The sequence below is a fragment of the Streptococcus sp. 27098_8_23 genome (assembly GCF_041432195.1).
GTDB lineage: Bacteria > Bacillota > Bacilli > Lactobacillales > Streptococcaceae > Streptococcus.
In genome coordinates, this window is record NZ_JAPVZF010000005.1 from 19,700 (window position 1) to 43,065 (window position 23,366).

General features: G+C 39.8%; 29 protein-coding genes and 1 pseudogene. 4 read left to right on the plus strand and 26 right to left on the minus strand.

Annotation, left to right across the window (positions count from 1 at the left end; translation table 11 throughout):
- Positions 1 to 42: 42 nt before the first annotated feature.
- The 23 genes and pseudogenes from O3652_RS07360 to O3652_RS07470 form a co-directional block, all read right to left on the minus strand.
- A complete protein-coding gene (locus O3652_RS07360; protein WP_096753415.1) occupies positions 43 to 609 on the minus strand; it encodes a GNAT family N-acetyltransferase in 567 nt (188 codons plus the stop codon).
- A 282-nt stretch (positions 610 to 891) separates the two neighbouring features.
- Positions 892 to 1,287, minus strand: a complete 396-nt coding sequence (locus tag O3652_RS07365) for a helix-hairpin-helix domain-containing protein (RefSeq protein WP_125413673.1) — start codon at positions 1,285 to 1,287, stop codon at positions 892 to 894.
- Between the two features lie 97 nt (positions 1,288 to 1,384).
- Positions 1,385 to 1,639, minus strand: a complete 255-nt coding sequence (locus O3652_RS07370) for a DUF1912 family protein (protein ID WP_101800386.1) — start codon at positions 1,637 to 1,639, stop codon at positions 1,385 to 1,387.
- 9 nt (positions 1,640 to 1,648) lie between these two features.
- Positions 1,649 to 2,983: a DUF438 domain-containing protein gene (locus tag O3652_RS07375; RefSeq protein WP_125413672.1), complete on the minus strand. Its 1,335-nt coding sequence runs from the start codon at positions 2,981 to 2,983 to the stop codon at positions 1,649 to 1,651.
- Positions 2,983 to 3,216, minus strand: coding sequence for a DUF1858 domain-containing protein (locus tag O3652_RS07380; RefSeq protein ID WP_000368739.1), 234 nt, complete (start codon positions 3,214 to 3,216; stop codon positions 2,983 to 2,985). Before O3652_RS07380 ends, O3652_RS07375 begins: the two co-directional genes overlap by 1 nt.
- A gap of 260 nt (positions 3,217 to 3,476) precedes the next feature.
- Positions 3,477 to 3,659, minus strand: coding sequence for a hypothetical protein (locus O3652_RS07385; protein WP_000505783.1), 183 nt, complete (start codon positions 3,657 to 3,659; stop codon positions 3,477 to 3,479).
- A gap of 1 nt (position 3,660) precedes the next feature.
- Positions 3,661 to 4,440 carry a hypothetical protein gene (locus O3652_RS07390; protein WP_371590224.1) on the minus strand — a complete coding sequence of 260 codons (780 nt, stop codon included), beginning with the start codon at positions 4,438 to 4,440 and terminating at the stop codon, positions 3,661 to 3,663.
- 160 nt (positions 4,441 to 4,600) lie between these two features.
- On the minus strand, positions 4,601 to 4,951 hold the full coding sequence (gene rbfA / locus O3652_RS07395) for a 30S ribosome-binding factor RbfA (RefSeq protein WP_001273601.1): 351 nt from the start codon (positions 4,949 to 4,951) through the stop codon (positions 4,601 to 4,603).
- Between the two features lie 250 nt (positions 4,952 to 5,201).
- The gene (gene infB / locus O3652_RS07400) at positions 5,202 to 7,988 is read right to left on the minus strand and encodes a translation initiation factor IF-2 (protein ID WP_371590225.1); all 2,787 of its coding nucleotides are present in this window, start codon (positions 7,986 to 7,988) and stop codon (positions 5,202 to 5,204) included.
- Between the two features lie 16 nt (positions 7,989 to 8,004).
- Positions 8,005 to 8,304, minus strand: coding sequence for a YlxQ-related RNA-binding protein (locus O3652_RS07405; RefSeq protein WP_001041396.1), 300 nt, complete (start codon positions 8,302 to 8,304; stop codon positions 8,005 to 8,007).
- A complete protein-coding gene (gene rnpM / locus O3652_RS07410; RefSeq protein WP_084976040.1) occupies positions 8,297 to 8,590 on the minus strand; it encodes an RNase P modulator RnpM in 294 nt (97 codons plus the stop codon). The genes O3652_RS07405 and rnpM overlap by 8 nt, the downstream gene beginning before the upstream one ends.
- 21 nt (positions 8,591 to 8,611) lie before the next feature.
- On the minus strand, positions 8,612 to 9,748 hold the full coding sequence (nusA, locus tag O3652_RS07415; RefSeq protein ID WP_000032280.1) for a transcription termination factor NusA: 1,137 nt from the start codon (positions 9,746 to 9,748) through the stop codon (positions 8,612 to 8,614).
- A 42-nt stretch (positions 9,749 to 9,790) separates the two neighbouring features.
- Positions 9,791 to 10,270 carry a ribosome maturation factor RimP gene (gene rimP / locus O3652_RS07420; RefSeq protein ID WP_000338692.1) on the minus strand — a complete coding sequence of 160 codons (480 nt, stop codon included), beginning with the start codon at positions 10,268 to 10,270 and terminating at the stop codon, positions 9,791 to 9,793.
- 126 nt (positions 10,271 to 10,396) lie between these two features.
- Positions 10,397 to 11,032 (minus strand): tRNA (guanosine(46)-N7)-methyltransferase TrmB, encoded by a 636-nt coding sequence (gene trmB / locus O3652_RS07425; RefSeq protein WP_371590226.1) that lies wholly within the window; start codon positions 11,030 to 11,032, stop codon positions 10,397 to 10,399.
- Positions 11,029 to 11,823, minus strand: a complete 795-nt coding sequence (gene ccrZ, locus O3652_RS07430) for a cell cycle regulator CcrZ (protein ID WP_070696496.1) — start codon at positions 11,821 to 11,823, stop codon at positions 11,029 to 11,031. The genes trmB and ccrZ overlap by 4 nt, the downstream gene beginning before the upstream one ends.
- Before the next feature lie 161 nt (positions 11,824 to 11,984).
- Positions 11,985 to 12,596 carry a lysostaphin resistance A-like protein gene (locus O3652_RS07435; RefSeq protein ID WP_371590227.1) on the minus strand — a complete coding sequence of 204 codons (612 nt, stop codon included), beginning with the start codon at positions 12,594 to 12,596 and terminating at the stop codon, positions 11,985 to 11,987.
- A 52-nt stretch (positions 12,597 to 12,648) separates the two neighbouring features.
- Entirely contained in the window at positions 12,649 to 13,683 is a 1,035-nt protein-coding gene (locus tag O3652_RS07440) for a thioredoxin domain-containing protein (RefSeq protein WP_206284144.1), read from the minus strand.
- A 159-nt stretch (positions 13,684 to 13,842) separates the two neighbouring features.
- Positions 13,843 to 14,247 (minus strand): immunity protein, encoded by a 405-nt coding sequence (locus tag O3652_RS07445; protein WP_206284145.1) that lies wholly within the window; start codon positions 14,245 to 14,247, stop codon positions 13,843 to 13,845.
- Positions 14,248 to 14,266: 19 nt separating this feature from the next.
- The gene (locus O3652_RS07450) at positions 14,267 to 14,503 is read right to left on the minus strand and encodes a Blp family class II bacteriocin (RefSeq protein ID WP_206284146.1); all 237 of its coding nucleotides are present in this window, start codon (positions 14,501 to 14,503) and stop codon (positions 14,267 to 14,269) included.
- Between the two features lie 192 nt (positions 14,504 to 14,695).
- Positions 14,696 to 15,023 (minus strand): annotated as a pseudogene (locus O3652_RS07455) (immunity protein).
- A 138-nt stretch (positions 15,024 to 15,161) separates the two neighbouring features.
- Positions 15,162 to 15,830, minus strand: a complete 669-nt coding sequence (locus O3652_RS07460; protein ID WP_206284147.1) for a CPBP family intramembrane glutamic endopeptidase — start codon at positions 15,828 to 15,830, stop codon at positions 15,162 to 15,164.
- Positions 15,831 to 15,863: 33 nt separating this feature from the next.
- Complete coding sequence (locus O3652_RS07465) at positions 15,864 to 16,031, minus strand: hypothetical protein (protein ID WP_153226613.1); 168 nt, start codon at positions 16,029 to 16,031, stop codon at positions 15,864 to 15,866.
- Between the two features lie 12 nt (positions 16,032 to 16,043).
- Positions 16,044 to 16,223, minus strand: coding sequence for a bacteriocin class II family protein (locus O3652_RS07470; protein ID WP_338401463.1), 180 nt, complete (start codon positions 16,221 to 16,223; stop codon positions 16,044 to 16,046).
- A gap of 289 nt (positions 16,224 to 16,512) precedes the next feature.
- Between O3652_RS07470 and blpA the strand changes: the two genes are divergently transcribed.
- From blpA to blpC, 3 genes are read left to right on the plus strand one after another with little or no spacing between them, the layout of a single operon-like run.
- A complete protein-coding gene (gene blpA, locus O3652_RS07475) occupies positions 16,513 to 18,666 on the plus strand; it encodes a peptide cleavage/export ABC transporter BlpA (protein ID WP_206284148.1) in 2,154 nt (717 codons plus the stop codon).
- A gap of 10 nt (positions 18,667 to 18,676) precedes the next feature.
- Positions 18,677 to 20,038, plus strand: a complete 1,362-nt coding sequence (locus O3652_RS07480) for a bacteriocin secretion accessory protein (protein WP_371590228.1) — start codon at positions 18,677 to 18,679, stop codon at positions 20,036 to 20,038.
- Positions 20,039 to 20,094: 56 nt separating this feature from the next.
- Positions 20,095 to 20,250 carry a quorum-sensing system pheromone BlpC gene (blpC, locus tag O3652_RS07485; RefSeq protein WP_206284150.1) on the plus strand — a complete coding sequence of 52 codons (156 nt, stop codon included), beginning with the start codon at positions 20,095 to 20,097 and terminating at the stop codon, positions 20,248 to 20,250.
- A gap of 44 nt (positions 20,251 to 20,294) precedes the next feature.
- Here blpC and O3652_RS07490 read toward each other — a convergent pair whose 3' ends face one another.
- Genes O3652_RS07490 through O3652_RS07500 form a run of 3 tightly spaced genes read right to left on the minus strand, consistent with a single transcriptional unit; the run spans position 20,295 to position 22,729 of the window.
- Positions 20,295 to 21,635 carry a sensor histidine kinase gene (locus O3652_RS07490; RefSeq protein WP_371590229.1) on the minus strand — a complete coding sequence of 447 codons (1,341 nt, stop codon included), beginning with the start codon at positions 21,633 to 21,635 and terminating at the stop codon, positions 20,295 to 20,297.
- A gap of 13 nt (positions 21,636 to 21,648) precedes the next feature.
- Entirely contained in the window at positions 21,649 to 22,386 is a 738-nt protein-coding gene (locus O3652_RS07495) for a response regulator transcription factor (RefSeq protein ID WP_371590230.1), read from the minus strand.
- 4 nt (positions 22,387 to 22,390) lie between these two features.
- Positions 22,391 to 22,729 (minus strand): LytTR family DNA-binding domain-containing protein, encoded by a 339-nt coding sequence (locus O3652_RS07500; RefSeq protein ID WP_206284153.1) that lies wholly within the window; start codon positions 22,727 to 22,729, stop codon positions 22,391 to 22,393.
- A gap of 279 nt (positions 22,730 to 23,008) precedes the next feature.
- Here O3652_RS07500 and O3652_RS07505 point away from each other — a divergent pair, with 279 nt between their 5' ends.
- Entirely contained in the window at positions 23,009 to 23,338 is a 330-nt protein-coding gene (locus tag O3652_RS07505; protein ID WP_206284154.1) for a helicase BlpT, read from the plus strand.
- The last annotated feature ends 28 nt before the right edge of the window (positions 23,339 to 23,366 follow it).

The window sequence follows — 23,366 nt, forward strand, 5'->3', positions numbered from 1 at the left end:
CTTCAATACATCCCAACTGTTCGATTTTCTCGAACAGTTCAACTAACAGTTTTCACTCTCCCACTCACTCCTCAGCAAGCCATATCTCAAATCATCACAGCGGTTGCCTTGGGCATCTTTGCGGTCTCTTATGCGAGATTCTAAGGTAAAGCCAAGTTTCTCTGCGGCTCGTTGACTTTGGACATTGTAGCCAAAACAAGTCAGTTCAATCTTATGCAGATTCAATTCTTTAAAAGCTAAGTCAATCAAGGCACGCGCTGCTTCTGGAACATAACCTAGACCCCAATAGTCTGGATGTAAGATATAGCCAATCTCCAAGACATCATCCTCGTGACGACGAGGGAAATCAACAGAGCCGATGATAGTATCGGTCCCTTTAACGACAATTCCATAGCCCGCTGGGAGATTGTTTTTTTCATTACGCTCGGGCAGAATATGCTCCAGATAATAAATCTCATCTTCCAAGGTCTTGACGGGCGGAAAGCCTGCTGGGTAGGAAACTTCTGGCAGACTAGCATAGGCATGAATATCCTCGGCATCAGCTATTGTACGGACTCGTAAGACGAGCCGATCGGTTTTTAATCGTTCTGGTAATTGTGCTTGCTCCATCTTCCTACCTCGCTTCCCATAAAAAAATGCCCCTGCCATCTACATGACAGGGACGAATATGTTATCCGCGGTACCACCCAATTTCGGGCAGAGATGCCCGCAACTCTTGTCTTTGAAGGATATACAAAGACACTTTTATTTCATTTTTCATCATCAGCAACCAGTTTTGACACATTTGTGGACTTCTCAGCACCGCCACTTTCTGTAAAATGTGGGATCCAAAACACCTCTAATGGCTTTATTGTAACAAGTTTTTCACGGAAATGCAAGGAACAAGAAAAATTACTTGAACTTGATGCCGTGTTCTTTTAATTTCTTAATCGTAGCTGGGCCGATTCCCTTCAAGGCAAGGAGTTCTTTTTCAGTCCAGTTTTTGAAGTCAGAAGTTGACTTGATGCCTTCATCATAGAAAGTCTTAGCGCGATCTACTGAGAGGCCACCCAAAGTAGCTGCGAAATCTTCTACTGAATTCGCCACTTTTTGAGCCTGTTCCTTGGTCGCTTCTACTGCTTGTTCCACTTTTTTAGAGACAACTTTTCCTGCTTGGCTAGCAGATTTTTCCGCATGTTTCACGACTTTTTTGGTCTCTTCTACAACTTTGGTCATTGTAGTTGAAAATGCATCTGAACGACGAAGGCTATTTCGCAATTGTTTTTTACGTTGGAGTTTCTTTGACATGATAAAATCCTTTCAATAAAAAATCCCTGCTCTGACAAGGATTTAATAAAGATATTCTATCAAGATTTTGGCAAAAAATCAAGAAAGTATCTGTATTTTAATAGTTTCTCTCGCCAAACAAGCCCTCTGGTAAGTCATGGAATCCCTTGCCTGCCTTGAAGTTTTCAAACTTACCAAGCAAGAACTGATAGGCATCCAAGCGGCTTTCGTAGCGAATCATAGCATCTTTGGCACGCTCGTCTTGGTCTTCTTCGTAGACCTTTTGACTTTCCTTTTGCGCCATATCGTTGATCATAATCTGGGTATTAACCCATGCTTCAAATTCCTTCATAAATTCCTGTTCGTAACTCATTGATTCTCCTTATTCTAATCCACGGAAATAGTCCGTATCAATCTCTCGGTAGGGCTGAATATCCTGAACATACTCTAGCACGCCTTGGAATTCCCCGTTTTCATCGTGTACCGCAGCATAGGTGATGTGGACAAACTTGCCTCGCGACTCTGACTTGAACCACATTTCATACTTGTCCTTGACCCCTTCACGAAGACCTTGCATAACGGCCTTCACCTTTTCTAGGTACTTAGGCGGATGGCAGAGTTCTACATTGCGCCCGACTTGGGACGGCGTCCGTTTGAAAATCATCTCATCAGCTGGCGCATTGTCATTGTAATACTGGAAAATATCGTCTTTATTGACAAAGGTGATCTCCATAGGAAGGTGATTGAGGATGAGGTTGGCCTGCTCTACTGAGAGATAGCCATTGCCAAAAGCCTGTTGACTATGGCGGTCCAGCACCGCTTCCTTTTCCTTAGGGGTAAAGGTAATGGTAAACTGGCCTTCAGGCGTATTGATGACTTGCTGAACTTGACCTTCAGCCGTGTCTAGCTGCACGGGCTCCTCTGCGCTCTTTTCCTCAACGAAACTCTGACGTTCTGGCACCCATTTCTCTGACGGACGGATGATGGCATAGCCGTAGGCATCGCTCTCCTCCGCAATCTGAATCCAGTCATCCTGGGTGAAAGACTCAAGGAGAATCATGAGTAGGATGGACTCTTCCTTGAAAATCATACTTTCAAACTCTGTCGCAAAAGCTTCAAAGGCCTCCTTTACAGTGTTAATCGCCACTTCTGGTAGTGCCTTAGCCGTCGCTAGAGCTGTCTGAAAGAGTTCTCTGATCTGATCATCCACTCCCCACATAACTTTTGGAGGTGAATCGTGTCCATAACGCTCCATGATGGGGAAAAAGAGCTCTTCCTTGCGCTGGTAGTGGAGATCAAATTGGCCCAACAGCCCCATTTGACGAACCAAACCCTTACGCATCTCTGCCAGCATTTCCTCATCTTCCATAGACTCATAGGTATCTAACAATCTCCGAATGCGAATCAAGGCTGCACGGAGAGCCAGATTTTCATCCTTGAAGACGCGAACTGGGTGTCCAGGGTGTTCGGTATCCTCTACTTCGACGCCCTTTACTGCATTTTCAAAAAGATTGGCATGGACATCACAGAGCTCCATGACATCTTCAAAGGTGACACCTGAGTCTGAGTTCATCAGCTCGTGCTCCATGAGGGAAATCTCGATGGCTGACACACCTGTAAAAGTCGCATCAAAACGCTCCTGAACTGACTCAGGAGAGGCACCATTGTGCAATTCTAACAAAATATCCCGTAGGATATGAATCCGTTCATCTGCCATTAGTCTAATCCAATCACTTCATAGCCGTTCGCTTCTAGCGTGCGGACAATCTTGTCCATAGGAGTTCCTTCAAGTTTAGAACCCTGTTTGAGCGATACTTTGCGACCGACTGTGTTGCGCATCAAGGGGTTAGCAAGTGGTTTAAAACCCAGCTCTACTAGGATTTCCAAGACTTCTGGATGCTTATCCACCACTTCTGCAACGGGAATTGACACATCGATGATATTATCCATGACGACCTCCATGTATGTTCTAATACTCAATGAAAATCAAAGAGCAAACTAGGAAGCTAGCCACAGGTTGCTCAAAACAGTGTTTTGAGGTTGTGGATAGAACTGACGAAGTCAGTAACCATACCTACAGCAAGGTGAAGCTGACGTGGTTTGAAGAGATTTTCGAAGAGTATAAAATGATTTTACTGCTTATATTATACCATATGGGAAGAGATTAAAAAACTAGCAGAAGAGTTCCTGCTAGTTTCTTTCATTTCAAGTTATTCCTTATCATCTGGTTTTGCGAGCCACTGGGCTACATCCATCAACTTGTCAGCAAGCAGTACTTTCCCGAAACCTACTAGAGCATTGTCGTCTTTTTTCATGTTCTTCAGGACTTTGATGCTTTGCATCACAAAAAAGTAATTCCCGTAAGTCTTGGTCAGAATTTTAATGAATCCCATATTACTCACCTTCGATGATTTCAGCTTCTTTTCGGATAGTTTCTATGTCTCTTTGATATTGCACTTCATTGTAGTTGACTAGCTTGGACAATTCCTGTTGCAATCTTTCTCCCATCGGTTTCATGGTCGCAAAGGTTAAGCCACCAGAAATGACTCCACCTAGGATGGGAATGAATTTCCCCATTCCTTTGGCCAATCCGCCTTTTGTCAGATTGACTCCAAAAATTTTCAAAACTTTTTTCAAAATCGGATACCAGAGGGTCTTTGTCAAAGCTTTCTGGGGAACGGTTTTCATAACTTGCTTAGCAACCGCAACACCTCCCGCTCGAAGCAAAGCAGCTGTACCATTTACTCCCAGCATCACACCAAGATACAGCAAGAGCGTGTTTTGAGCATCTTCACTCAACTCATCACGCGAAGCCCAAAGGTCATCATAACCGTAAATATATCCTAGTTCTTGAGCTAATTTTAATGAAAAAGCATAAAATTGAGCTACATCTGCTGGTATGGTAATTGCCATGGCAAGACCTCCAGGTAGCCCTGCCAATACCGAAGTCCCACTGGCCAGCAAGACATTATCCATAATACAAGCATTAGCAACTCTATCTAAGATTTCCTGAGATAGCAAGCTAGAAGGACCCTGCTCCAATAATGTTGAGATATCCTTCGGATCTAATTCTTTAGAAAACTTATCCACTAAAAACTTTGAACGATCAACTTTCACAACAGGTAGTTTCACCACTTGTTCCAATACTTGCATAGCTAGATCTTGTTCAGCCATTTCAATCTCCTTATTTCTTTTTTCACATCTTATCATATCATACTATAAGAAAAATATAAAGCCTTTTCAAAAAAATCATTTGTTTAACTTTCTTTTTTACAGATTATTGCCTCGTCATATCTGGTACTCCAGTAACAAAAAAGAGGGAATCCCCTCTTTCTTAGTTCTTATCCAGATTGCGTAGCATCTCGTCAATCTTGTTTCCATATTCGATGGATTCATCTTTAACGAAGGTTAAATCTGGGATTTTGTACAATTTCAAATTGCGACCAAGTTCACGTTTGATGGTACCAGTTGCTTTTTCAAGCCCGATTTGAGCTTTTTGGTTATCCGAAGCAAGGTTACTCAAAATGGTGTAGTAAACCTTAGCAACAGACAAGTCACCTAGCATCTGAACATCTGTGATGGTCACACCTTGGACTCGCGGATCACGGACTTTCTTTTGCAAAATCTCATTGACTTCACGCTTGATTTCCATGCCTACACGATCCGTACGGAAATGATTTGCCATGATATTCCTTTCTCTACTTTGAACCAAAAGCTAGGCCAGCAGACCTAGCTATTTTTAAATTTATTGATTTTCAGTTCAAATTGAAACGAAGTTCAATTTGAACTCATCCGCTTCTTTCGCTGTGGTGAAAGTGATGGAACTGATTTATCAGTCCTATCACAGGGGATTTTTGAGACACTAGGCTCAAAAATAAGCAATGAAACCATTGGTTTGCTTGCGTCCCTCACCACCTAAGAAAGGAGCAAAAATCTTAACGTTTGATTTCTTCCATGACATAGGCCTCAATCACATCATCCATCTTGATATCATTGTAGCCCTCAATCATCAATCCACCTTCACGACCGTTTGTAACTTCTTTCACGTCGTCTTTGTAGTGTTTCAAGCTTGCGAGTTCACCGTCATAGATAACAACACCATCACGAATAACACGGACTTTAGAATCACGGGTAACCTTACCGTTGATAACCATAAATCCACCGATAGTTCCCACTTTAGACACCTTAAAGGTTTCACGGATAAGAGCTTCACCGATGATTTTTTCTTCAAATTCAGGATCCAACATCCCTTTCATGGCTTCTTCCATCTCTTCGATAACCTTATAGATAATGCTGTGGAGACGGATTTCGACATCGTCAGCATCTGCTTGTTGACGAGCTTGTGGCGTAGGGCGTACGTTGAAACCGATGATGAAGGCATTTGAAGCTTCCGCAAGGGTCACGTCAGATTCATTGATAGCACCGACTGCCGAGTGAACGATGGTAACTTTTACACCTTCTACATCGATCTTTTGAAGTGAGGCAGAAAGGGCTTCAACTGAACCTTGTACGTCGGCCTTGATGATAACGTTAACAGACTTGAGTTCACCCGCTTTAAGCGTATCAAAGAGGTTTTCAAGGCTGACACGTTGGGTAGCTTGACGTTGTTTCATAAGAGCACGTTTGGCACGCTCTTCACCGGCTGCACGCGCAGATTTTTCATCTTCGTAAACAGCAAAGTGGTCACCCGCCATTGGCGCTTCGTTCAAACCTGTGATAGAAACCGGTGTTGATGGTCCAGCAACCTTGACACGACGACCAAGGTCATTGGTCATAGCACGGACACGACCAAAGGTATTTCCGACAACGATAGGGTCTTGCACATTCAGAGTACCTTGTTGCACAAGAAGGGTTGCGACCGCACCTTTTCCTTTATCCAAACGAGCTTCGATAACCGTACCGATAGCACGCACTGTTGGATCTGCCTTGAGTTCTTGGATTTCAGCCACAAGAAGGACTGTTTCCAAGAGTTCATCGATATTTTGGTTGAATTTAGCTGAGATTTCAACAAATTCAGAATCACCACCCCAAGCTGTTGACATAACCCCATGCTCTGCCAATTCACCGATAACGCGTTCTGGGTTGGCACCTGGTTTATCAATCTTGTTGATAGCTACGATGATTGGAACGTTGGCTGCTTTTGAGTGGTTGATGGCTTCGATAGTCTGAGGCATAACCCCATCGTCGGCCGCTACAACCAAGATAGTAATATCGGTAACAGATGCACCACGCGCACGCATCGATGTAAAGGCCGCGTGTCCTGGTGTATCAAGGAAGGTAATCTTCTTGCCATTTTCAACGATTTGGTAGGCACCGATATGCTGAGTGATACCACCTGCTTCTCCTGTTGCAACACGAGAGTTACGAAGGGTATCTAGAAGGGTTGTTTTACCATGGTCAACGTGCCCCATGATAGTCACAACTGGTGGACGCTCAACCAATTCATCTTCATTGAGATAACCATCTTCGACGAAGAAACGTTCGATGTCCGCATTGTCCACTTCAACCTTTTGTTTGGCTTCGATACCATAATCTACCAATAGGAGTTCAATGGTGTCACCATCCAAAGATTGGTTTTGTGTGGCCATAACACCCATCATAAAGAGTTTCTTAACGATTTCAGCTGGCTCACGCTTGATACGTTTTGCGATTTCCGCAACAGTCATACCATCTGTATATTCAAATTCTGTTGGCAATTCGTGGAACTTACGTTCTGTAACAGGTTTTGGTGCCTGATTGCGGTTATTTTGCTTGTTGCCTTTTTTATTCTTTTTGTTGTTATTCCAGTTACTATTTCTTTGATTTCTCACTTGATTCTGACTACTTCGATTCTTTTGTTGTTTTCTAGGACCATCTTCTTCGTGATCATAATCGTCACGTTCTTTGTCTGGTCGAGCTTGTTTTTTACGACGTGTATCCACTGGCGCTTCTTTAGCTACAGGAGCTACTGCTACGGCTGGCTGCGTTTGTTCAGCTAACTTAGCAGCTTCCTCAAAGATTTCCTCAGGTTCCTTGCGTTTATTAGCTTGAGCCAAGGCTTCTTTGGCAGCTTGCGATTGTTTGAAGCGCTCCTCGCTTGAGCGTGCGTACTCTGCATTTTGCTCTGCTTTTAGAGCTGCTGCACGGGCTTTAAAGTCAACACGTGGCCCAGCTGGTTTTGGCTGGAAGTCTTGTTGCTGACGGCGATCATTGCCACGATTTCCTTGACCTTGTGGTTTCTTCCCTTGGTCGTTAAAACGGCGATTGTCGCGGTTTCCTTGACCAGGTTTGCCACCATTACGGCCGTCGTTTTTCTGACGGTTGCCGTTTTGTTGTTGGTCACGGTTGTTGCCCTTGTTTTGTTTGCGTCGCTCTGCCTGCTCTTTGGCACGCGCCTCACGCTCCGCCTTGAAGTTTCGACTTTGTGGTCTTGCAGCCACTACTTTTTCTTCCTTAGGAGCTACAGGTGTAGCTGGTTTGCTTTCTTCCTTAGCGACAACTGGTTTAGCTGATGCAGACTTTTCAACTTTCTTTTCTACACTTGCTTTTGCTGCTACAGGTTTTGCTTCTGCCTTAGGAGCAGGTGCAGGTTTAAAGCTAGCTGCGATTTGTTCAGCAACAGCAGCTTCCACGCTCGATGAGTGGCTTTTTACATCCAAGCCCAACTCTTTTGCACGCGCTACAACTTCTTTACTTTCTTTTCCAAGTTCTTTTGCGATTTCGTACAATCTTTTCTTAGACAAATCATGTCCTCCTCTTCTATTCCATAAGAGACCTCATTTTCTTTGTAAATCCAGCATCTGTCACAGCCAAAACCTTTCGCGATTTTCCGACTGCTATGCTTAATTCCAGTGTTGAAAACACGGTTATAACTTCTACTTGATAATAGTCACTTTTATCTTGAATCTTCTTGGTTAGATTGGGACCAGCATCATGGGCTAGAAAGACTAGCTTGGCTTTCTGGTCTTGGATGGCCTTGACCACTAATTCCTCACCCGATATGATCCTGCCTGCTCGTTGAGCAAGACCCAAGAGATTGCTTATCTTTTGCTTATTCAAGTCCTAACTCTCTTCTTTTCACTTTGTGATCCACATAAGCGATCAACTCGTCATAAAAGCTTTCTTCAACTTCCATGTTAAAGCTACGGTTAAAGACTTTCTTCTTTTTGGCCTCTAGGGCTTCTGTATTGTCTAGCTTGATATAAGCGCCACGGCCATTGGCCTTGCCTGTCGGATCGATAAAGATCTCTCCTTCTTTGTTCTTGACAATGCGGAGCAAATCACGCTTGTCAATCACTTCGTTAGATACAACAGACTTGCGCAAAGGGATTTTTCTTGTTTTCATCTTTCCCTCCTCTAGCAGCTTTTATTCTTCGATCAATTCATCTGCAACTGCGTAATCAACTTGACCTGCTTCTTCCATAGCTTCAAACTCACTAGCAGACTTGATATCGATACGGTAACCCGTCAAGTGAGCTGCCAAGCGAACGTTTTGTCCACGACGACCGATGGCAAGAGAAAGCTTGTTATCAGGTACAACGACCAAGGCACGTTTGCTGTCATTTTCATCAAAGATAACTTGGTCAACCTCTGCAGGTGCAATGGCATTGTAGATAAACTCAGCTGGATCCGCTACCCACTCGATAACGTCAATGTTTTCTTCGACAGGAATCATGCGATCGCTCTTGGCATCGTAACGAGCAGGGTGGAATTTGCTGGTGATTTTCTTGATGTTGGCACCACCACGTCCAACGATTGTCCCGATAGCGTCCACGTTTGGATTGTGGCTACGAACGGCAACTTTCGTACGGTCACCAGCTTCGCGGGCTACGCTCATGATTTCAACAGTTCCATCGTAAACTTCTGGAATTTCTTGCTCCATCAAGCGTTTGATCATTTCTGGATGGCTACGGCTAACAAAGACGTTGACACCACGAGGGTTGTCTTCAACTTTATAAACGTAAACCTCAATACGGTCGTGGGAAGCAAAGACTTCTCCAGGGATTTGGTCCTGTTTTGACAATTGGGCTTCGATGCTACCAAGGTTAACATAAATGAAACGGTTGTCAAAGCGTTCTACCGTACCAGACATGATTTCTTGTTCATGTTCCTTATAAGTATTGTAAGTGATGGCACGTGTTTGCTTACGCATTTTTTCCATGATGGTTTGTTTGGCAGATTGGGCAGCTACACGACCAAACTCAGCAGGTGCTTCTTCAAACTTGATTTTGTCACCAAGCTCATAGGCTGAATTAATGGCAAGGGCATCTTTCAAGCTGATTTCCAAACGACTATCAAATACTTCATCAACAACTTCACGGACAGTATAAACTGTAAAGTCACCTGTTTTTTCATTGAAGTCAATAGCTACGCTGTCAGATTGACCATAGCGTCTGCGATAAGCGGAACGAAGCGACTCTACTACTGCGTCGATGATGTCTTCTTTTTTGATTCCCTTGTCTTCTTCCAAAATGCGGAAGGCCTCTAGCATTTCTTTACTCATGTTTTCTTCACTTTTGAATCCTCAAAAGCTATCCTTTCTTTTCTATAATTTTACTGCTAAACGTGCTTTTGATACTAAACTGTATGGAATTTGGACGGTTTTCTTACGTGTCTTGTCCATATACTCCATAGTCAACTCGTCCTCTTCAAAGGACAGCAAGGTTCCTTCAAAGACTTTTTGCTTATCAATGGCTTGGTAGAGCCCGACATGGATGTATTTCCCAACTGCTCCAGCGACAGCATCCTTGGTTTTCAAAGGACGTTCCAAGCCTGGACTGGTGATTTCTAGGAAATATTGTTCTGGGAAGGGATCAGGCTTGATGGTATCTAGGACAGGACTGATGATTTCTGTCAGGTCTGCCGTGTCGTTCAAGGTAATTCCTTCGGGTTTATCTACAAAAATACTGAGAATCATGTCACTGCCAATCTTTCCATACTCGATATCCACGAGCTCGAAAGGTGCTTGGATGACAGGTTCTACAACTTCTCTGACTAATTCTACGATTGTTGCGATTGCGTCCACCTCCTCATAAGCAAGAGGCGAAGATATTTCCCCGCCTCTCTTTCTCATATTCTTACTATCAGTATAGCACGTTTGTCAATTTATGTAAAGTATTAGCACTCAAACAGCTGGTTTTCAAGCTATTTCTTAAAATTCTGCTTCAACTCGGTAGATCACTTGACCCTTGCTTGAGAATTTTTGCTCATATTCTGTCATGACATTGCCTTCAAAATCACTGGCATGCAAGTCCAGCCAAACACCATTGAGTCTCATCCCATACTGAGAAAAGCTCACTAGACTGTACTCAAACAAGCCACGATTGTCTGTCTTGAAATGGATTTCCCCATTCTCAGTCAAGATGCGCTTGAAGGTATCCAAGAAACTCTTGTAAGTCAAACGACGTTTTTCATGGCGTTTTTTAGGCCAGGGATCTGAAAAGTTTAGGTAGAGACGATCAATCTCACCGTCTTCAAAGTAGTCGGTCAGATCTGAACCATCTACCCACAGCAATTTGATATTGGGCACTCCAACTTCAAGCACCTTGTCCAAGGCATAACTCAATACCGACTTTTGAATGTCAATCCCAATGTAGTTGATGTCAGGATTTTGCTTGGCCATTCCAGATACGAAGGCCCCTTTCCCACTTCCAACTTCAACATGAATAGGATGATCATTTCCAAACAAGTCTCGCCATTTCCCTTTAGCTTCTAAGGGATTGAGGACCACATACTGAGGATTGGCCTCTAGTAATTCTGTCGCCCCTTTACGATTTCTAACTCTCATCTCTTCTTTCCATACTTGTCACGGAAGACGCGCAAGGCGTAAATCTCCCGGTTTACATTGTCTAAATCTTGATTTTCACAGTATTTGGCAATCTGGTTCAAATAAGAATACTGACCATACCAATACAATTTATCTAACACTGTCTGATTGTACTTATAGCCGTAGTCTCTCAACCATTGACGCCACTGATGATCTGGAATGTAGTGGCATAGCAAATGCGCCACATCAAACATACGATCCGTCAGACGAACCGAATCCCAATCCACTAGATAAACGAGTCCACTCTCCGTCTCAATCCAATTACTATGACGAAGATCTCCATGCACAATCGTTGCATGGTCTTCTCTAAAACCTGGAACCGTCTTACCTAGCTCAGCAATCACACTGTTCAAATAGTGGTTCTGCTTCAAGATTTCTGGAACTCCTTGCTGCCAAGAACGTAGCAAATCAACTGGCGTTTCCATGGTATATCCCAAACGGCTCAACTGCTTCATCAAGGGACGCGAGCGGTGAAGGCGGTTCAAGATATTGATAATCTGCTTGCGATTCATATCGTAAGGGGTCAAGATTTTGCCCGTCAGCCATTCCTGAGCACACATATCACGGCCATCTGACAAACGACGAGTCCATAGTAATTGAGGAGCGATTTGTTCTCTGGCTAGGCCAGGTAGGATTGGAGAGGTGTTCATTTTTACAAAGACGCGCTTCCCATCAGGGTAGCTTCCCATATAAGCCTTGCCACTCTTCCCAGGGATAGGGGTCAGCGTTAGCTCATTATCACCCAAGTCCATTTCTTTCCTCCGTATAAAGTTTCCTTACTATTCTACTAGTTTTTGGTCTATTCGTCAACCGCTCCACACCTGATTCTCAAAGAAAAGCATCTCAATTGGCTCAGGCTATCATTATAGCTTAAAAAAGCAAGCATCATCGTCTGCTTACCTTTTCATGATTTTTATAAATAAGTTAAGAGTGGTAAACTATTGTAAGACATGTGGACTAAAGTGGAAACCCATAGGTTTTGGCTCTTTTTGTAAGCAAATCCCAGCAACAAGCCTCCAAGTAGATAATAGAAAAACGAGGGAACATCATAAGGAGCATGCAGGAAAGAGAAGAGAGAGGCAGTCAGTCCAAGACCTAGCCAAGAATTTTCAAAAATCGCACCTTGCAGGATTCCTCTGAAAATGAATTCCTCTTGGATAGGTGCCAAAACTGTGACACTTACAATAAAGGAAAGTGAAAGTCCGTTACTAGTTTCCTCAAGGTGTTGGATTGCTGCACCAGAAGAAACTGAGAAAAAGGTATGATAACCTATATTTACTAGCACAGTAAGAAGAAAGATTCCAATGAACAGCAAGAGTTGTTTCTTGCTTAAAATACCAAAAGAAATCATGTCAAACCATTTCGCATAGCCAAAACTAAGGAAAAGCAAGAGACTCTTTACAACAATGAATGTATACTGGTGTTGAAAATAATTCCCTTGATTGATGGAATACCCCGCTGCATCAACGATTACAAATACTAAAAATCCAAAAAATAAGGCATGACATTTATTGAAAATGGCCATAAATATAACCTCTCTCCGATTAGAGTCAATCAAAATAAGGATTCAAGAATTTTTATTTATGAATTCTTTGTCTCCACTTAATCATACCTGAAGTAATTAAGAGTGCAACCGCTAGACGTAATAGATTGTAACTTTCTTCCTCTCCTGTTTTCGGTAATAATTTTTCATTCGAAGTAATAGATTGGCTTACATAATCAGGCCCCTTAACATCGGTTAAAGGAGTTTTATTTTCTTGAGTAGCATCAAAAATAGGTTTGAGAGTTTCCAATTGATCCTTATTGTCTAACATTGCTAAATCGCCAGATTGAGTGGTTTTAGCTTTAGAAGTTGAGTTTATACTCTCCACTTTCCCACTATTTTCACTATTAGAATTGGGATTATCATTGGATGTTTTCATTTCGGTTCTTTTTTCATCACTCATACCTTTGCTTTCACTTACAACTTTATCACTAGTACTCATGCTGTCATTTCTGGTTTTCTCATCATGCACATTTTCAGTTACTGTTTCCTCAGAAGATGCTACTGTTTCCGTTTGCTTAGGTGAGTTTCTCGAGTACATATAATCATAAACCTGTTGTGCAGTCGCTCCCCCACCAACCCATCCAGATATCGGACGTCCATTTCTTAAATACAAAATTGTTGGTGTTCCTGGAATACCGACTTTTTTAAATAGAAACTCTCTCGCTTCCCCGTCAAAATCTTTACCATCCAAATCATAATACTCTAACTTCTTTTCAATCAGGTTATTAAATTCTTTCAATTCAGGAGAAAATTGACGACAATGAGAGCATGTTTTTCTACCAAAATATATAGTATGTTCCAATTGGTCCCCGGTAAAAGATTGACGAACGGCTTCAATGTCTATCTTTTTAAATTCCGCAACATTCTGCTCATACTCCTCGGGAGTTACAACGGAAGGTTTATGCTCCACATTTTCCTTAGCCGATGGCAAATCTGGTGCCACAAGAGAACTATCATTCGCCTGGATAGATGAAGTAGTCTGTTCTTCTGCATATACAGCACCTGTAGTAATAGATGCAAATACAAGTGGTACAAGTAATAGCGATTTTATCTTTTGTTTCTTCATAAGAATACTCCTTTACATTTGATATATTTATCTTACCTTATTTAAGATTACAAATTCATCTAAATCTTAAATGGTCATCAAAACATCTTGAATTGCAAAAACTTCATTAAAAAAGGTAAGCATTTTGAAAACACTTACCCTTTTATACTTTATTAACCTCTACTTTTTATAATACTTCAACCCCCAAATGAGCAAAAGCATGATAATCAAGCATAGAACCACACCAATATAGGCGATTATTTGTTGGTAGGCTTCTGCTGCTGTGATACCTCTATACAGACAAATAATAGACATAAAGCCTGTCAAGCCGATGAACATGAGTTGATTGGTTCTAGGACTAACCAAATCATCATCTTCAAACTCTCTTATCCTCATTTCCCTAGTGAGATAAACAGTAGCCAAAATAGAAGCCAAGTTAATAACTACTAAAAGAAATTGGAAAACTACGGAAAAATTTAAAAACTGACGAGATAGAAATAGATAAGTAGAAACAACCAAAGGTATCTGTCCGAACAACAACCTCACTAAGAAAACATTGCGTTTTGTTGCAAATATTTTTTTCATTACTATCTCCTTTCCCATGCTAACAGGTAAGCGCACCGCCAATTCCACCTAGTACAGCACCAATTGCACCTGTTCCTATAGCGTATGGCCCAAGTAGAAATGTTGAGCCATAAGTTGTAGCGTAGCCTTCCATCGCACCGTATGCAACCCCCGCTGCACAGCTAATTGTTCTTCCCCAATCAATATCTCCACCTTCAACGCAAGCAAGCATATCAGCATCCATAATCTCAAATTGCGACATCATTTTTGTATTCATGACAAATACTCCTTTTTATTTTTAATTTTTGTCTTGTTGCAACTTTGACAAGTTTAGTATAACATTGCTTTTTTAAATTTTTCACCCGAATCTTGAATTGTCATCGAAACATCTTGAATTGCAAAAACTTCATTATAAAAGGGTAAGTATTTCGAAAACACTTACCCTTTTATACTTTATTAGCATTAGCCCCTACTTTTTATGATGCTTCAAACCCCAAATAAGTATGATTAAGCAGAGAGCAGAGCCAATATAGCCATTCAGTTGCTGATAGGATTTGTCTGCTGTTATACCTCTATACAAAGCGATAATAGACACAAAACCTGTCAATCCTATAAACATGAGTTGATTGATTATAGGACCTACCAAACCATCATCTTCAAACTTTCGTACTCCAATTTTCTTAGTAAGATAAACAATGAGTAAAATAGAAGCCAAGTTGATAATCACTAAATTTAATTGAAGACTAATGAAAAACTTAAAATGGATGTGATAGAAATAGATAATAAGAGACAAGCAAAGGTAACTGTACCAACAACAATCTCACTAGAAGTACGTTGTGTTTTTAGAATTATTTTTCCAGTCTCCTCTCTTATACTAATATATCAAGAAACCGTATGTAACCTCTGCTACATAGCTATGTGATCTTATTAAAAACTTAAGTAGCCAGAAAAAAGAGACACGTAATAGTAGCATTCATTAAGCCATGTACAACTACACAGGAATATAGATTTCTTTGCTTTATATAAAGACAACCCAATACAAGTCCTGTCACAAGATGCTGAGAAATAATCTCTCCATCATGAGCAAATCCAAAAAGAACAGCTGAAAGAAAGACAGCAAAAATAGGAGAATATTTTTCTAAAGTTCCTAAAATGATTCCTCTAAAGAGCATCTCCTCCAAAAGAGGTTGAGTAAAAGCAGTTGACAACCAAAATAGAACTGTATAAAAGAAACCACTAGTTTCAAAATGTTGAAAAAAGCTCAAAGAACTTGTATTATCGTGGGCTTTTCCAAGGACGGTAGTAAAAAATATAAAACTAACTACTAAAATTAGATTAGCCAGATAAGCAAAAATAATCCATCTCAATTCTACCCACTTGATTGGTAAGCGATCTAAAGTAGTCTCATCCCCCCATCTCTTAACGAGATATACAAGAATGGTTAAACATATAAAGAAAGATAAAAAGTAGACACCTACACTGAATACTTCTCCTATCACTCCGTCATAAAATCGTCTAACAACAGATAATGGTACAACTTGAATAGCAAAAGTAAGTAAAAAGCAAGTAAGCACTTTTATAAAGATAAAACTTATGTTCTTCATAGTTTATCCTTTCTTTAATGTCTAGATGATTTTTTAGCATTGTCCCCTGTTTGTAGATTTGCTAATTCCATCTATGAAACCACAAATTGATCCAAGAAGTTGGTCGTAATTAGGAATTAAGGAAGTCCACCAAGGCATTCCACCTCCTTGAACTTGTATTAGTTTTTCTGCACTTAAAGTTTCAAAATATTTATTTTTCATGATATTATCCCCTTAGATACACAGTGGGCACATCGCATGCAATCTTCTTTGATTTTCAACATACAAATCAAATCCATCTCTTACTAAACTACCTACTCTATACCAGAATCCGTATGAATTATCTCCACCTTCAACGCAAGCAAGCATTTCATTATCCATAACAGAAAATTGTGACATCATTTTTGTATCCATGACAAATACTCCTTTTTTATTTTTAATTTTTAATTTTTGTCCTGTTGCAACCTTGACAAGTTTAGTATATCATTGTTTGTTAAAGTTTTTCATCCAAATCTTGAATTGTCATCGAAACATCTTGAATTAGCTTTTTATTTCAAATCACACCTATAGATTTTTAAAGAAAGATAGTTTCTAATCACTTTTTTACCATTCAGGAAGTTTCAATGACTATTCAAGATTTCATAAAATATGAACTTATTTTTATGGCATAATATACCTATCTACTATATGAAAGGAATTGCCAATGACTTCTTATAAACATACATTTGTTCCTCAAATAGATGCTAGAGACTGCGGTGTTGCTGCCTTAGCCTCGATTGCTAAATTCTATGGTTCAGATTTTTCTCTAGCTCACTTGAGAGAACTTGCAAAGACCAATAAAGAAGGGACGACTGCTCTTGGCATTGTAAAAGCCGCTGATGAAATGGGCTTTGAAACAAGACCTGTTCAAGCAGATAAAACTCTCTTTGACATGAGTGATGTCCCCTATCCATTTATCGTTCACGTTAACAAAGAAGGGAAACTCCAACATTACTATGTTGTCTATCAAACAAAGAAAGACTATCTGATTATTGGTGATCCTGATCCTTCTGTAAAAATCACCAAAATGTCAAAAGAACGCTTTTTCTCTGAATGGACTGGAGTAGCTATTTTTCTAGCTCCCAAACCCAGCTATCAACCCCATAAAGATAAAAAGAATGGTCTACTGAGCTTCCTCCCTCTGATTTTCAAACAAAAATCTCTTATTACTTATATTGTTCTCTCAAGCTTATTAGTCACTATTATCAATATCGGTGGTTCTTATTATCTCCAAGGAATCTTGGATGAGTACATCCCAAATCAGATGAAATCAACTTTAGGAATTATCTCAATTGGTCTAATTATCACCTATATCCTCCAACAAGCCATGAGCTTCTCCAGAGATTATCTCCTAACTGTTCTGAGTCAGAGATTAAGCATTGATGTAATTTTGGCCTATATTCGCCATATCTTTGAACTTCCTATGTCTTTCTTTGCGACACGTCGTACAGGGGAAATCATTTCACGCTTCACAGATGCTAACTCTATTATAGATGCCTTAGCTTCTACCATTCTCTCTCTTTTTCTTGATGTTTCCATTCTGATCCTTGTAGGGAGTGTCTTACTGGCACAAAATCCTAACCTCTTTCTTCTTTCTCTTATTTCCATCCCTATTTACATATTCATCATCTTTTCTTTTATGAAACCTTTTGAAAAAATGAACCACGATGTCATGCAAAGCAATTCTATGGTTAGTTCTGCTATTATCGAAGATATCAACGGGATTGAAACCATCAAGTCACTCACAAGTGAAGAAAATCGCTACCAAAATATTGACAGTGAATTTGTCGATTATTTGGAAAAATCCTTTAAACTTACTAAATATTCTATTTTACAAACTAATTTAAAGCAAGGAACAAAGTTAGTTCTTAATATCTTTATCCTATGGCTTGGTGCTCAATTAGTCATGTCGAGTAAGATTTCTATCGGTCAGCTGATTACCTTTAATACACTTCTTTCTTACTTTACAACTCCTATGGAAAATATTATCAACCTACAAACTAAACTCCAATCTGCGAAGGTTGCTAATAACCGCTTGAACGAGGTCTATTTAGTTGAATCTGAATTTCAAGTTCAAGAAAATCCTGTTCATTCAAATTTTTTGATGGGCGATATTGAATTTGATGACCTTTCTTATAAGTATGGTTTTGGACGAGATACCTTAACAGATATCAATCTAACAATTAAAGAAGGTGATAAGGTTAGCCTGGTTGGAGTTAGTGGTTCTGGTAAAACAACTCTAGCCAAAATGATTGTCAATTTCTTTGACCCTTACAAAGGACAGATTACCATCAATCATCAGGATATTAAAAATATTGATAAAAAAATCTTGCGACGTCATATTAATTACCTGCCCCAACAAGCCTATATCTTTAATGGCTCTATCTTGGAAAACTTAACCTTGGGCGGTAATAATATGATTAGCCAAGAAGATATTCTAAAAGCTTGCGAATTAGCTGAAATCCGTCAAGATATTGAAAGAATGCCTATGGGCTATCAAACTCAACTTTCTGATGGAGCAGGTCTGTCAGGAGGACAGAAGCAACGAATTGCTCTCGCTCGTGCTCTTTTAACTAAATCTCCTGTTTTAATACTAGATGAAGCTACTAGTGCTCTCGATGTTTTGACTGAGAAAAAGGTTATAGATAATCTTATGTCCCTAACTGATAAAACCATTCTCTTTGTAGCCCATCGTCTAAGTATAGCCGAACGGACTAACCGTGTCATTGTTCTTGACCAAGGGAAAATCATTGAAGTTGGTAGTCATCAAGAGTTAATACAGGCGCAAGGCTTCTACCATCATCTATTCAACAAATAAGGAGAATGTTATGAATCCTAATCTTTTTAGAAGCGTCGAGTTTTATCAGAGACGTTACCATAATTATGCGACAGTATTAATCATACCACTTTCATTACTGTTTACTTTCATCGTGATTTTCTCCCTTGTTGCTACAAAAGAGATTACTGTTACATCGCAAGGAGAAGTCACTCCTACAAGTGTCATTGCATCCATTCAGTCAACCAGTGATAATACTATCTTAGCTAATCATTTAGTGGCAAATCAAGTAGTTGAGAAAGGTGATTTACTCATCAAATATTCTGAAATAATGGAAGAGAGCCAGAAAACTGCCTTAGAAACTCAATTACAAAGACTTGAGAAGCAAAAAGAAGGACTTGGAATTTTGAAACAAAGCTTAGAAAAAAATACCGATCTTTTTTCTGGTGAGGATGAGTTTGGCTACTATAATACCTTTATGAATTTTACTAAACAAGCTCATGATATTGAACTAGGTATCTCAAAGACTAACACTGAGGTTGCAAATCAAGCCAACCTTGCTAATAGCAGTTCATCAGCTATTGAACAAGAAATTACAAAAATGCAACAACAAATTGGAGAATATCAAGAGCTGAGAGATGCTATCATAAACAAAAGAGCGCGCTTACCGACTGGCAATCCACACCAGTCAATTTTGAATCGTTATCTTGTAGCCTCTCAAGAACAAACACAAGAAACTGCAGATGAGCCATTTTTATCTCAAATCAATCAAAGTATTGCAAATCTTGAATCATCTATCGCAAATCTCAAAATTCAGCAAGCTGGTATCGGAAGTGTAGCAACTTATGATAATAGTTTAGAAACCAAAATTGAAGTACTCCGCACTCAATTTTTACAAACAGCTTCTCAGCAACAACTAGCTGTGGAAAATCAACTAACAGAATTAAAAGTACAACTAGATCAAGCGACACAGCGCTTGGAAAATAATACCTTAACCGCTCCAAGTAAAGGTATCGTTCATCTGAACAGCGAATTTGAAGGTAAAAATAGAATTCCAACTGGTACAGAAATTGCTCAAATATTCCCTGTCATCACAGATACAAGAGAAGTACTAATTACTTACTACGTATCTTCTGACTATCTACCTCTACTAGATAAAGGACAAACTGTAAGATTAAAACTTGAGAAGATTGGAAATCACGGCATTACCATCATCGGCCAACTTCAGACAATTGATCAAACTCCTACCAGAACAGAGCAAGGCAATCTCTTTAAATTAACCGCTCTTGCAAAACTATCTAATGAGGATAGTAAACTCATCCAATACGGCTTACAAGGTCGCGTCACTAGTGTAACTGCAAAGAAGACATATTTTGATTATTTCAAAGATAAAATTCTAACCCATTCTGATTAATTTTCAGATAACACTCTATAACTATTTATTATCTTATCAAAAAGGAGAATCATAACATGGATAAGAAACAAAATCTAACTTCATTTCAAGAACTAACAACTACTGAACTCAACCAAATTATAGGTGGAGGATGGTGGGAAGATTTCTTATATAACATTAATAGATATGCTTATAACATCGCACAAGAACTTCATCATCCAATACAACTATAAAAAAAATAAGACCGAGAAACAAGCACTCTCGGTCTTATTTTTCATCATTCTGTATGTATCATAGTAAGCACATGACGAAAGACTTGATCTTGACAGGTGGTATTGAGGCTAGCATTGGGATAACTTTCAACAGTCTTCATGACGGTATAGAGACCAACACCTCGGCCCTCCCCTTTAGAACTAACTCCAAAAGAGAAGATTTCAGAAATATCGATGCCCTCTTCTTTGATGGAGTTTTCAATGATAAAGGTCTCTTGTGCCCCATTTTTTAAAAAGGCAATTGAAACGTGAGGTTGACCAGCCTCTGCACTGGCTTCAATAGCATTGTCACAAAGGATAGACACAATGGTTAGAAAATCAAGTAGGCTCATACTCTCAACTTGAATCTCCTCAGGAACTTCGACATTAAAGACAATATCCTTTTCTCTTGCTTTTATAAATTTTCCTGCTAAGAGACTTTTGAGGGCACGATCCCGAATATTCACCAGTCGGCCCAGGTCATATTTATTGTCCTGCAATTTCTGGCTGGAGTTCTTTAAAACGGAGTTGTAGACCTCTTTTATCTGCTCCATATCCTCCTCTTCAATACCTAGGCGTAAGCTGGTCAAGAGGTTGGTATAATCATGACGAAAGCTCCGTACTTCCTTGTAAAGTTCCTCTATATGTCGACTATACCGCTCCGTATCTCTGTAGCGCAAGGCCTGCTCTTGGTTCAGTTTTTCCTGAAGTTTTTCCTTCAAATAGGTATCCAATTTCTTGATAATACCCATAAAAAAGAGTAGGTAAAACACTAGGATCAGATGGCGAACTATCTTTGATTGAATGCTTTGTTCATATTCAAAAAAAGACAGACTTTCCATGACTAGATAGTAACCCCCCATTATCCAGTTAATTTTAGTTAGGGACTTTTGAAAATCTTTATCTAGAATCTCCCTTCTCAAACTAGTAAAATCATAGTCCAACCATTTCAAAAAAGCTAGAGAAATGAAGAAATTGAAAATTATTATACATAACCCAGTAAATGAGTAGCTATCATATACTTGCCCTTGTCCCAAAAATGGAAGCACAAAATAGGAGACTCCTCTATAAAAGAGATTCACTAATATCATTGGAAAGAGACCATAAAAGAAAAGGAGTTTTTTAGGAAGCCCTCTTAACAATAAGAAAGACAAGCCTATGCCGTACAAGGGTTCCATAAAATAAGATAAGTAATCATTTCCTACTATATAGCTAATCATTATAAAAACAACTGCCAAAAGTATCTTAAAAAGAAAAGCCTTAAAAATCCTCTCGAAAGTGAGACCAATTCCATCTACCTTAAAGAAAATGACAATTTCTAGCCCATTAGTAATAAGTGTATACAACAATATCCAAGTAATATTCATAAACTCTCCTAGCTCAGTGTAAGTTATTAATAGCCTCAGACACTTCCCTGACCTTATAACGCGCGATTAGACAGCTTCCACCATTGGGAAAGAAAAGGAGTTTTTCTTTCTTATCCAAATGAACCACATTGACAGGATTGATGAGAAAAGAGCGGTGGCACTGCAAGAGACGGGGTTCCTGTTTGAGAACCTCCTCCAAACTCGCTGTAAACTCCAGCCTATCCGTCTTAGTATAGAGAATGACACGATGGGCTCTGGACGACGTTTCGAGATAGTAAACCTCTTTAAAAGGATACTGGAATTGGGCGAATTTTGATTTAAAGTAAAAGCAATCTTCCGCCAGACTTTTACTATCTTGACTATTGGCATAGAGAAGGGCTGACTCGATACGAGATTCAAACTCCTCTGCCGAAAGGGCCTTATCAATGTAGTCCAAAGCTGACACTTGATAGCGAAAGGACAAGGGCATAAACTCTGAGTGAGTTGTCACAAAGACAATCAGGGCATAGGGGTCCCGATCCCGAATCTTTCTAGCCACCTCTAGACCCTTCATCTCTTCGTTTCGAATCTCAATGTCCAAAAAGAATAGCTGATGCGCCCCCTTCTCATGTACCTCTGTCAGCAGTTGGTCTGGCTTGCCAAAAACTTCAAAAGAGCTGGGAATGATACGATATTCTTTCAAGAGTTTCTCTATCGTCGTTTCAATCCTAGCTTGTTGGGAAAAGTCATCTTCTAAAACAAATATTCTCATCTTCTTACTCTCCTTGTTTCAACCATTTTTGGCGAATGTCTCTATAGCGACGTCTGGCATACTGAACAGCATATCGACCTTCTTCTCCTAGAAAGAGGGTCTTTGATTGGATATCCATGGATTTTACTCGTTCAAGGTTGACCAGACAATTTCGATGACATCTCGTCAAGGTTTCCCCATATTGGTTCTCAAGATTGCTTAAATTTTGAAACAGATCAAAGCTAGCGTCTTCTGTAACAATCTGCACGGTATGGGCTTTACTTGGATGCGTTTGGATATAGTAGATATCCTTTATGTTTAATTTGAAAATTTCTTTCTCTTTTTGGATGATAATGTAGTTCATGGATAAAACCTCCTAAAAAGAGGATAGCATAAGTCTAGAAACTATTTTTCACCAAATCCTAAACGGTTCTCAAAAATTCCTAAAGTGTCGAATCATTCGTAAAATAGCTATGATAATCTTACAATTATTTTATCATAAAATTCTGCAATTACCATTCAGGAAATTTCAATGACAATTAAAGCTTTGAAGGTAAAAAAAAGAGTTAAAAGTGATAAGCTATGATTATAGAAAGACAATCACTTGAAACAACTTTAGAACCATCACAAAGGAGGAATTCTCATGACGGATACAGACCCTATCAAAACAGCTCAGACTTTGATTACTGACTTAAATAAAGCTTACCAAGTCTGCAAACAGGTAACAGCTGACGACGTTCGCTTTCAGGAGCAATTAAACTCTATTCTTCTCTTTCTCTCTAAAGCTGAGACAGTGGATAATCGATTCTTGATTGAACTGGAAAAATTTTACCAGACTTCCAGTCTTCTCATGGGCCTCAGTGCTCTTGATCCAGATGCTCCTACTCGCGCCGCTTGGCGGGCCTATGACCGTTTTCACTTTGACCAAGTCAAGACCAAATTGAGTCTCTACGGACCAACCATTATCTTGTAATACTCTTCGAACATCTCTTCAAACCACG

Coding starts and splice junctions, on each gene's coding strand:
- O3652_RS07360 (WP_096753415.1), bottom strand. CDS start 609: ATGGAGCAAGCACAATTACCAGAACGATTAAAAACCGATCGGCTCGTC.
- O3652_RS07365 (WP_125413673.1), bottom strand. CDS start 1,287: ATGTCAAAGAAACTCCAACGTAAAAAACAATTGCGAAATAGCCTTCGT.
- O3652_RS07370 (WP_101800386.1), bottom strand. CDS start 1,639: ATGAGTTACGAACAGGAATTTATGAAGGAATTTGAAGCATGGGTTAAT.
- O3652_RS07375 (WP_125413672.1), bottom strand. CDS start 2,983: ATGGCAGATGAACGGATTCATATCCTACGGGATATTTTGTTAGAATTG.
- O3652_RS07380 (WP_000368739.1), bottom strand. CDS start 3,216: ATGGATAATATCATCGATGTGTCAATTCCCGTTGCAGAAGTGGTGGAT.
- O3652_RS07385 (WP_000505783.1), bottom strand. CDS start 3,659: ATGGGATTCATTAAAATTCTGACCAAGACTTACGGGAATTACTTTTTT.
- O3652_RS07390 (WP_371590224.1), bottom strand. CDS start 4,440: ATGGCTGAACAAGATCTAGCTATGCAAGTATTGGAACAAGTGGTGAAA.
- rbfA (WP_001273601.1), bottom strand. CDS start 4,951: ATGGCAAATCATTTCCGTACGGATCGTGTAGGCATGGAAATCAAGCGT.
- rnpM (WP_084976040.1), bottom strand. CDS start 8,590: ATGAAAACAAGAAAAATCCCTTTGCGCAAGTCTGTTGTATCTAACGAA.
- nusA (WP_000032280.1), bottom strand. CDS start 9,748: ATGAGTAAAGAAATGCTAGAGGCCTTCCGCATTTTGGAAGAAGACAAG.
- trmB (WP_371590226.1), bottom strand. CDS start 11,032: ATGAGAGTTAGAAATCGTAAAGGGGCGACAGAATTACTAGAGGCCAAT.
- ccrZ (WP_070696496.1), bottom strand. CDS start 11,823: ATGGACTTGGGTGATAATGAGCTAACGCTGACCCCTATCCCTGGGAAG.
- O3652_RS07435 (WP_371590227.1), bottom strand. CDS start 12,596: ATGGCCATTTTCAATAAATGTCATGCCTTATTTTTTGGATTTTTAGTA.
- O3652_RS07440 (WP_206284144.1), bottom strand. CDS start 13,683: ATGAAGAAACAAAAGATAAAATCGCTATTACTTGTACCACTTGTATTT.
- O3652_RS07445 (WP_206284145.1), bottom strand. CDS start 14,247: ATGAAAAAAATATTTGCAACAAAACGCAATGTTTTCTTAGTGAGGTTG.
- O3652_RS07450 (WP_206284146.1), bottom strand. CDS start 14,503: ATGAATACAAAAATGATGTCGCAATTTGAGATTATGGATGCTGATATG.
- O3652_RS07460 (WP_206284147.1), bottom strand. CDS start 15,830: ATGAAGAACATAAGTTTTATCTTTATAAAAGTGCTTACTTGCTTTTTA.
- O3652_RS07465 (WP_153226613.1), bottom strand. CDS start 16,031: ATGAAAAATAAATATTTTGAAACTTTAAGTGCAGAAAAACTAATACAA.
- O3652_RS07470 (WP_338401463.1), bottom strand. CDS start 16,223: ATGGATACAAAAATGATGTCACAATTTTCTGTTATGGATAATGAAATG.
- blpA (WP_206284148.1), top strand. CDS start 16,513: ATGACTTCTTATAAACATACATTTGTTCCTCAAATAGATGCTAGAGAC.
- O3652_RS07480 (WP_371590228.1), top strand. CDS start 18,677: ATGAATCCTAATCTTTTTAGAAGCGTCGAGTTTTATCAGAGACGTTAC.
- blpC (WP_206284150.1), top strand. CDS start 20,095: ATGGATAAGAAACAAAATCTAACTTCATTTCAAGAACTAACAACTACT.
- O3652_RS07490 (WP_371590229.1), bottom strand. CDS start 21,635: ATGAATATTACTTGGATATTGTTGTATACACTTATTACTAATGGGCTA.
- O3652_RS07495 (WP_371590230.1), bottom strand. CDS start 22,386: ATGAGAATATTTGTTTTAGAAGATGACTTTTCCCAACAAGCTAGGATT.
- O3652_RS07500 (WP_206284153.1), bottom strand. CDS start 22,729: ATGAACTACATTATCATCCAAAAAGAGAAAGAAATTTTCAAATTAAAC.
- O3652_RS07505 (WP_206284154.1), top strand. CDS start 23,009: ATGACGGATACAGACCCTATCAAAACAGCTCAGACTTTGATTACTGAC.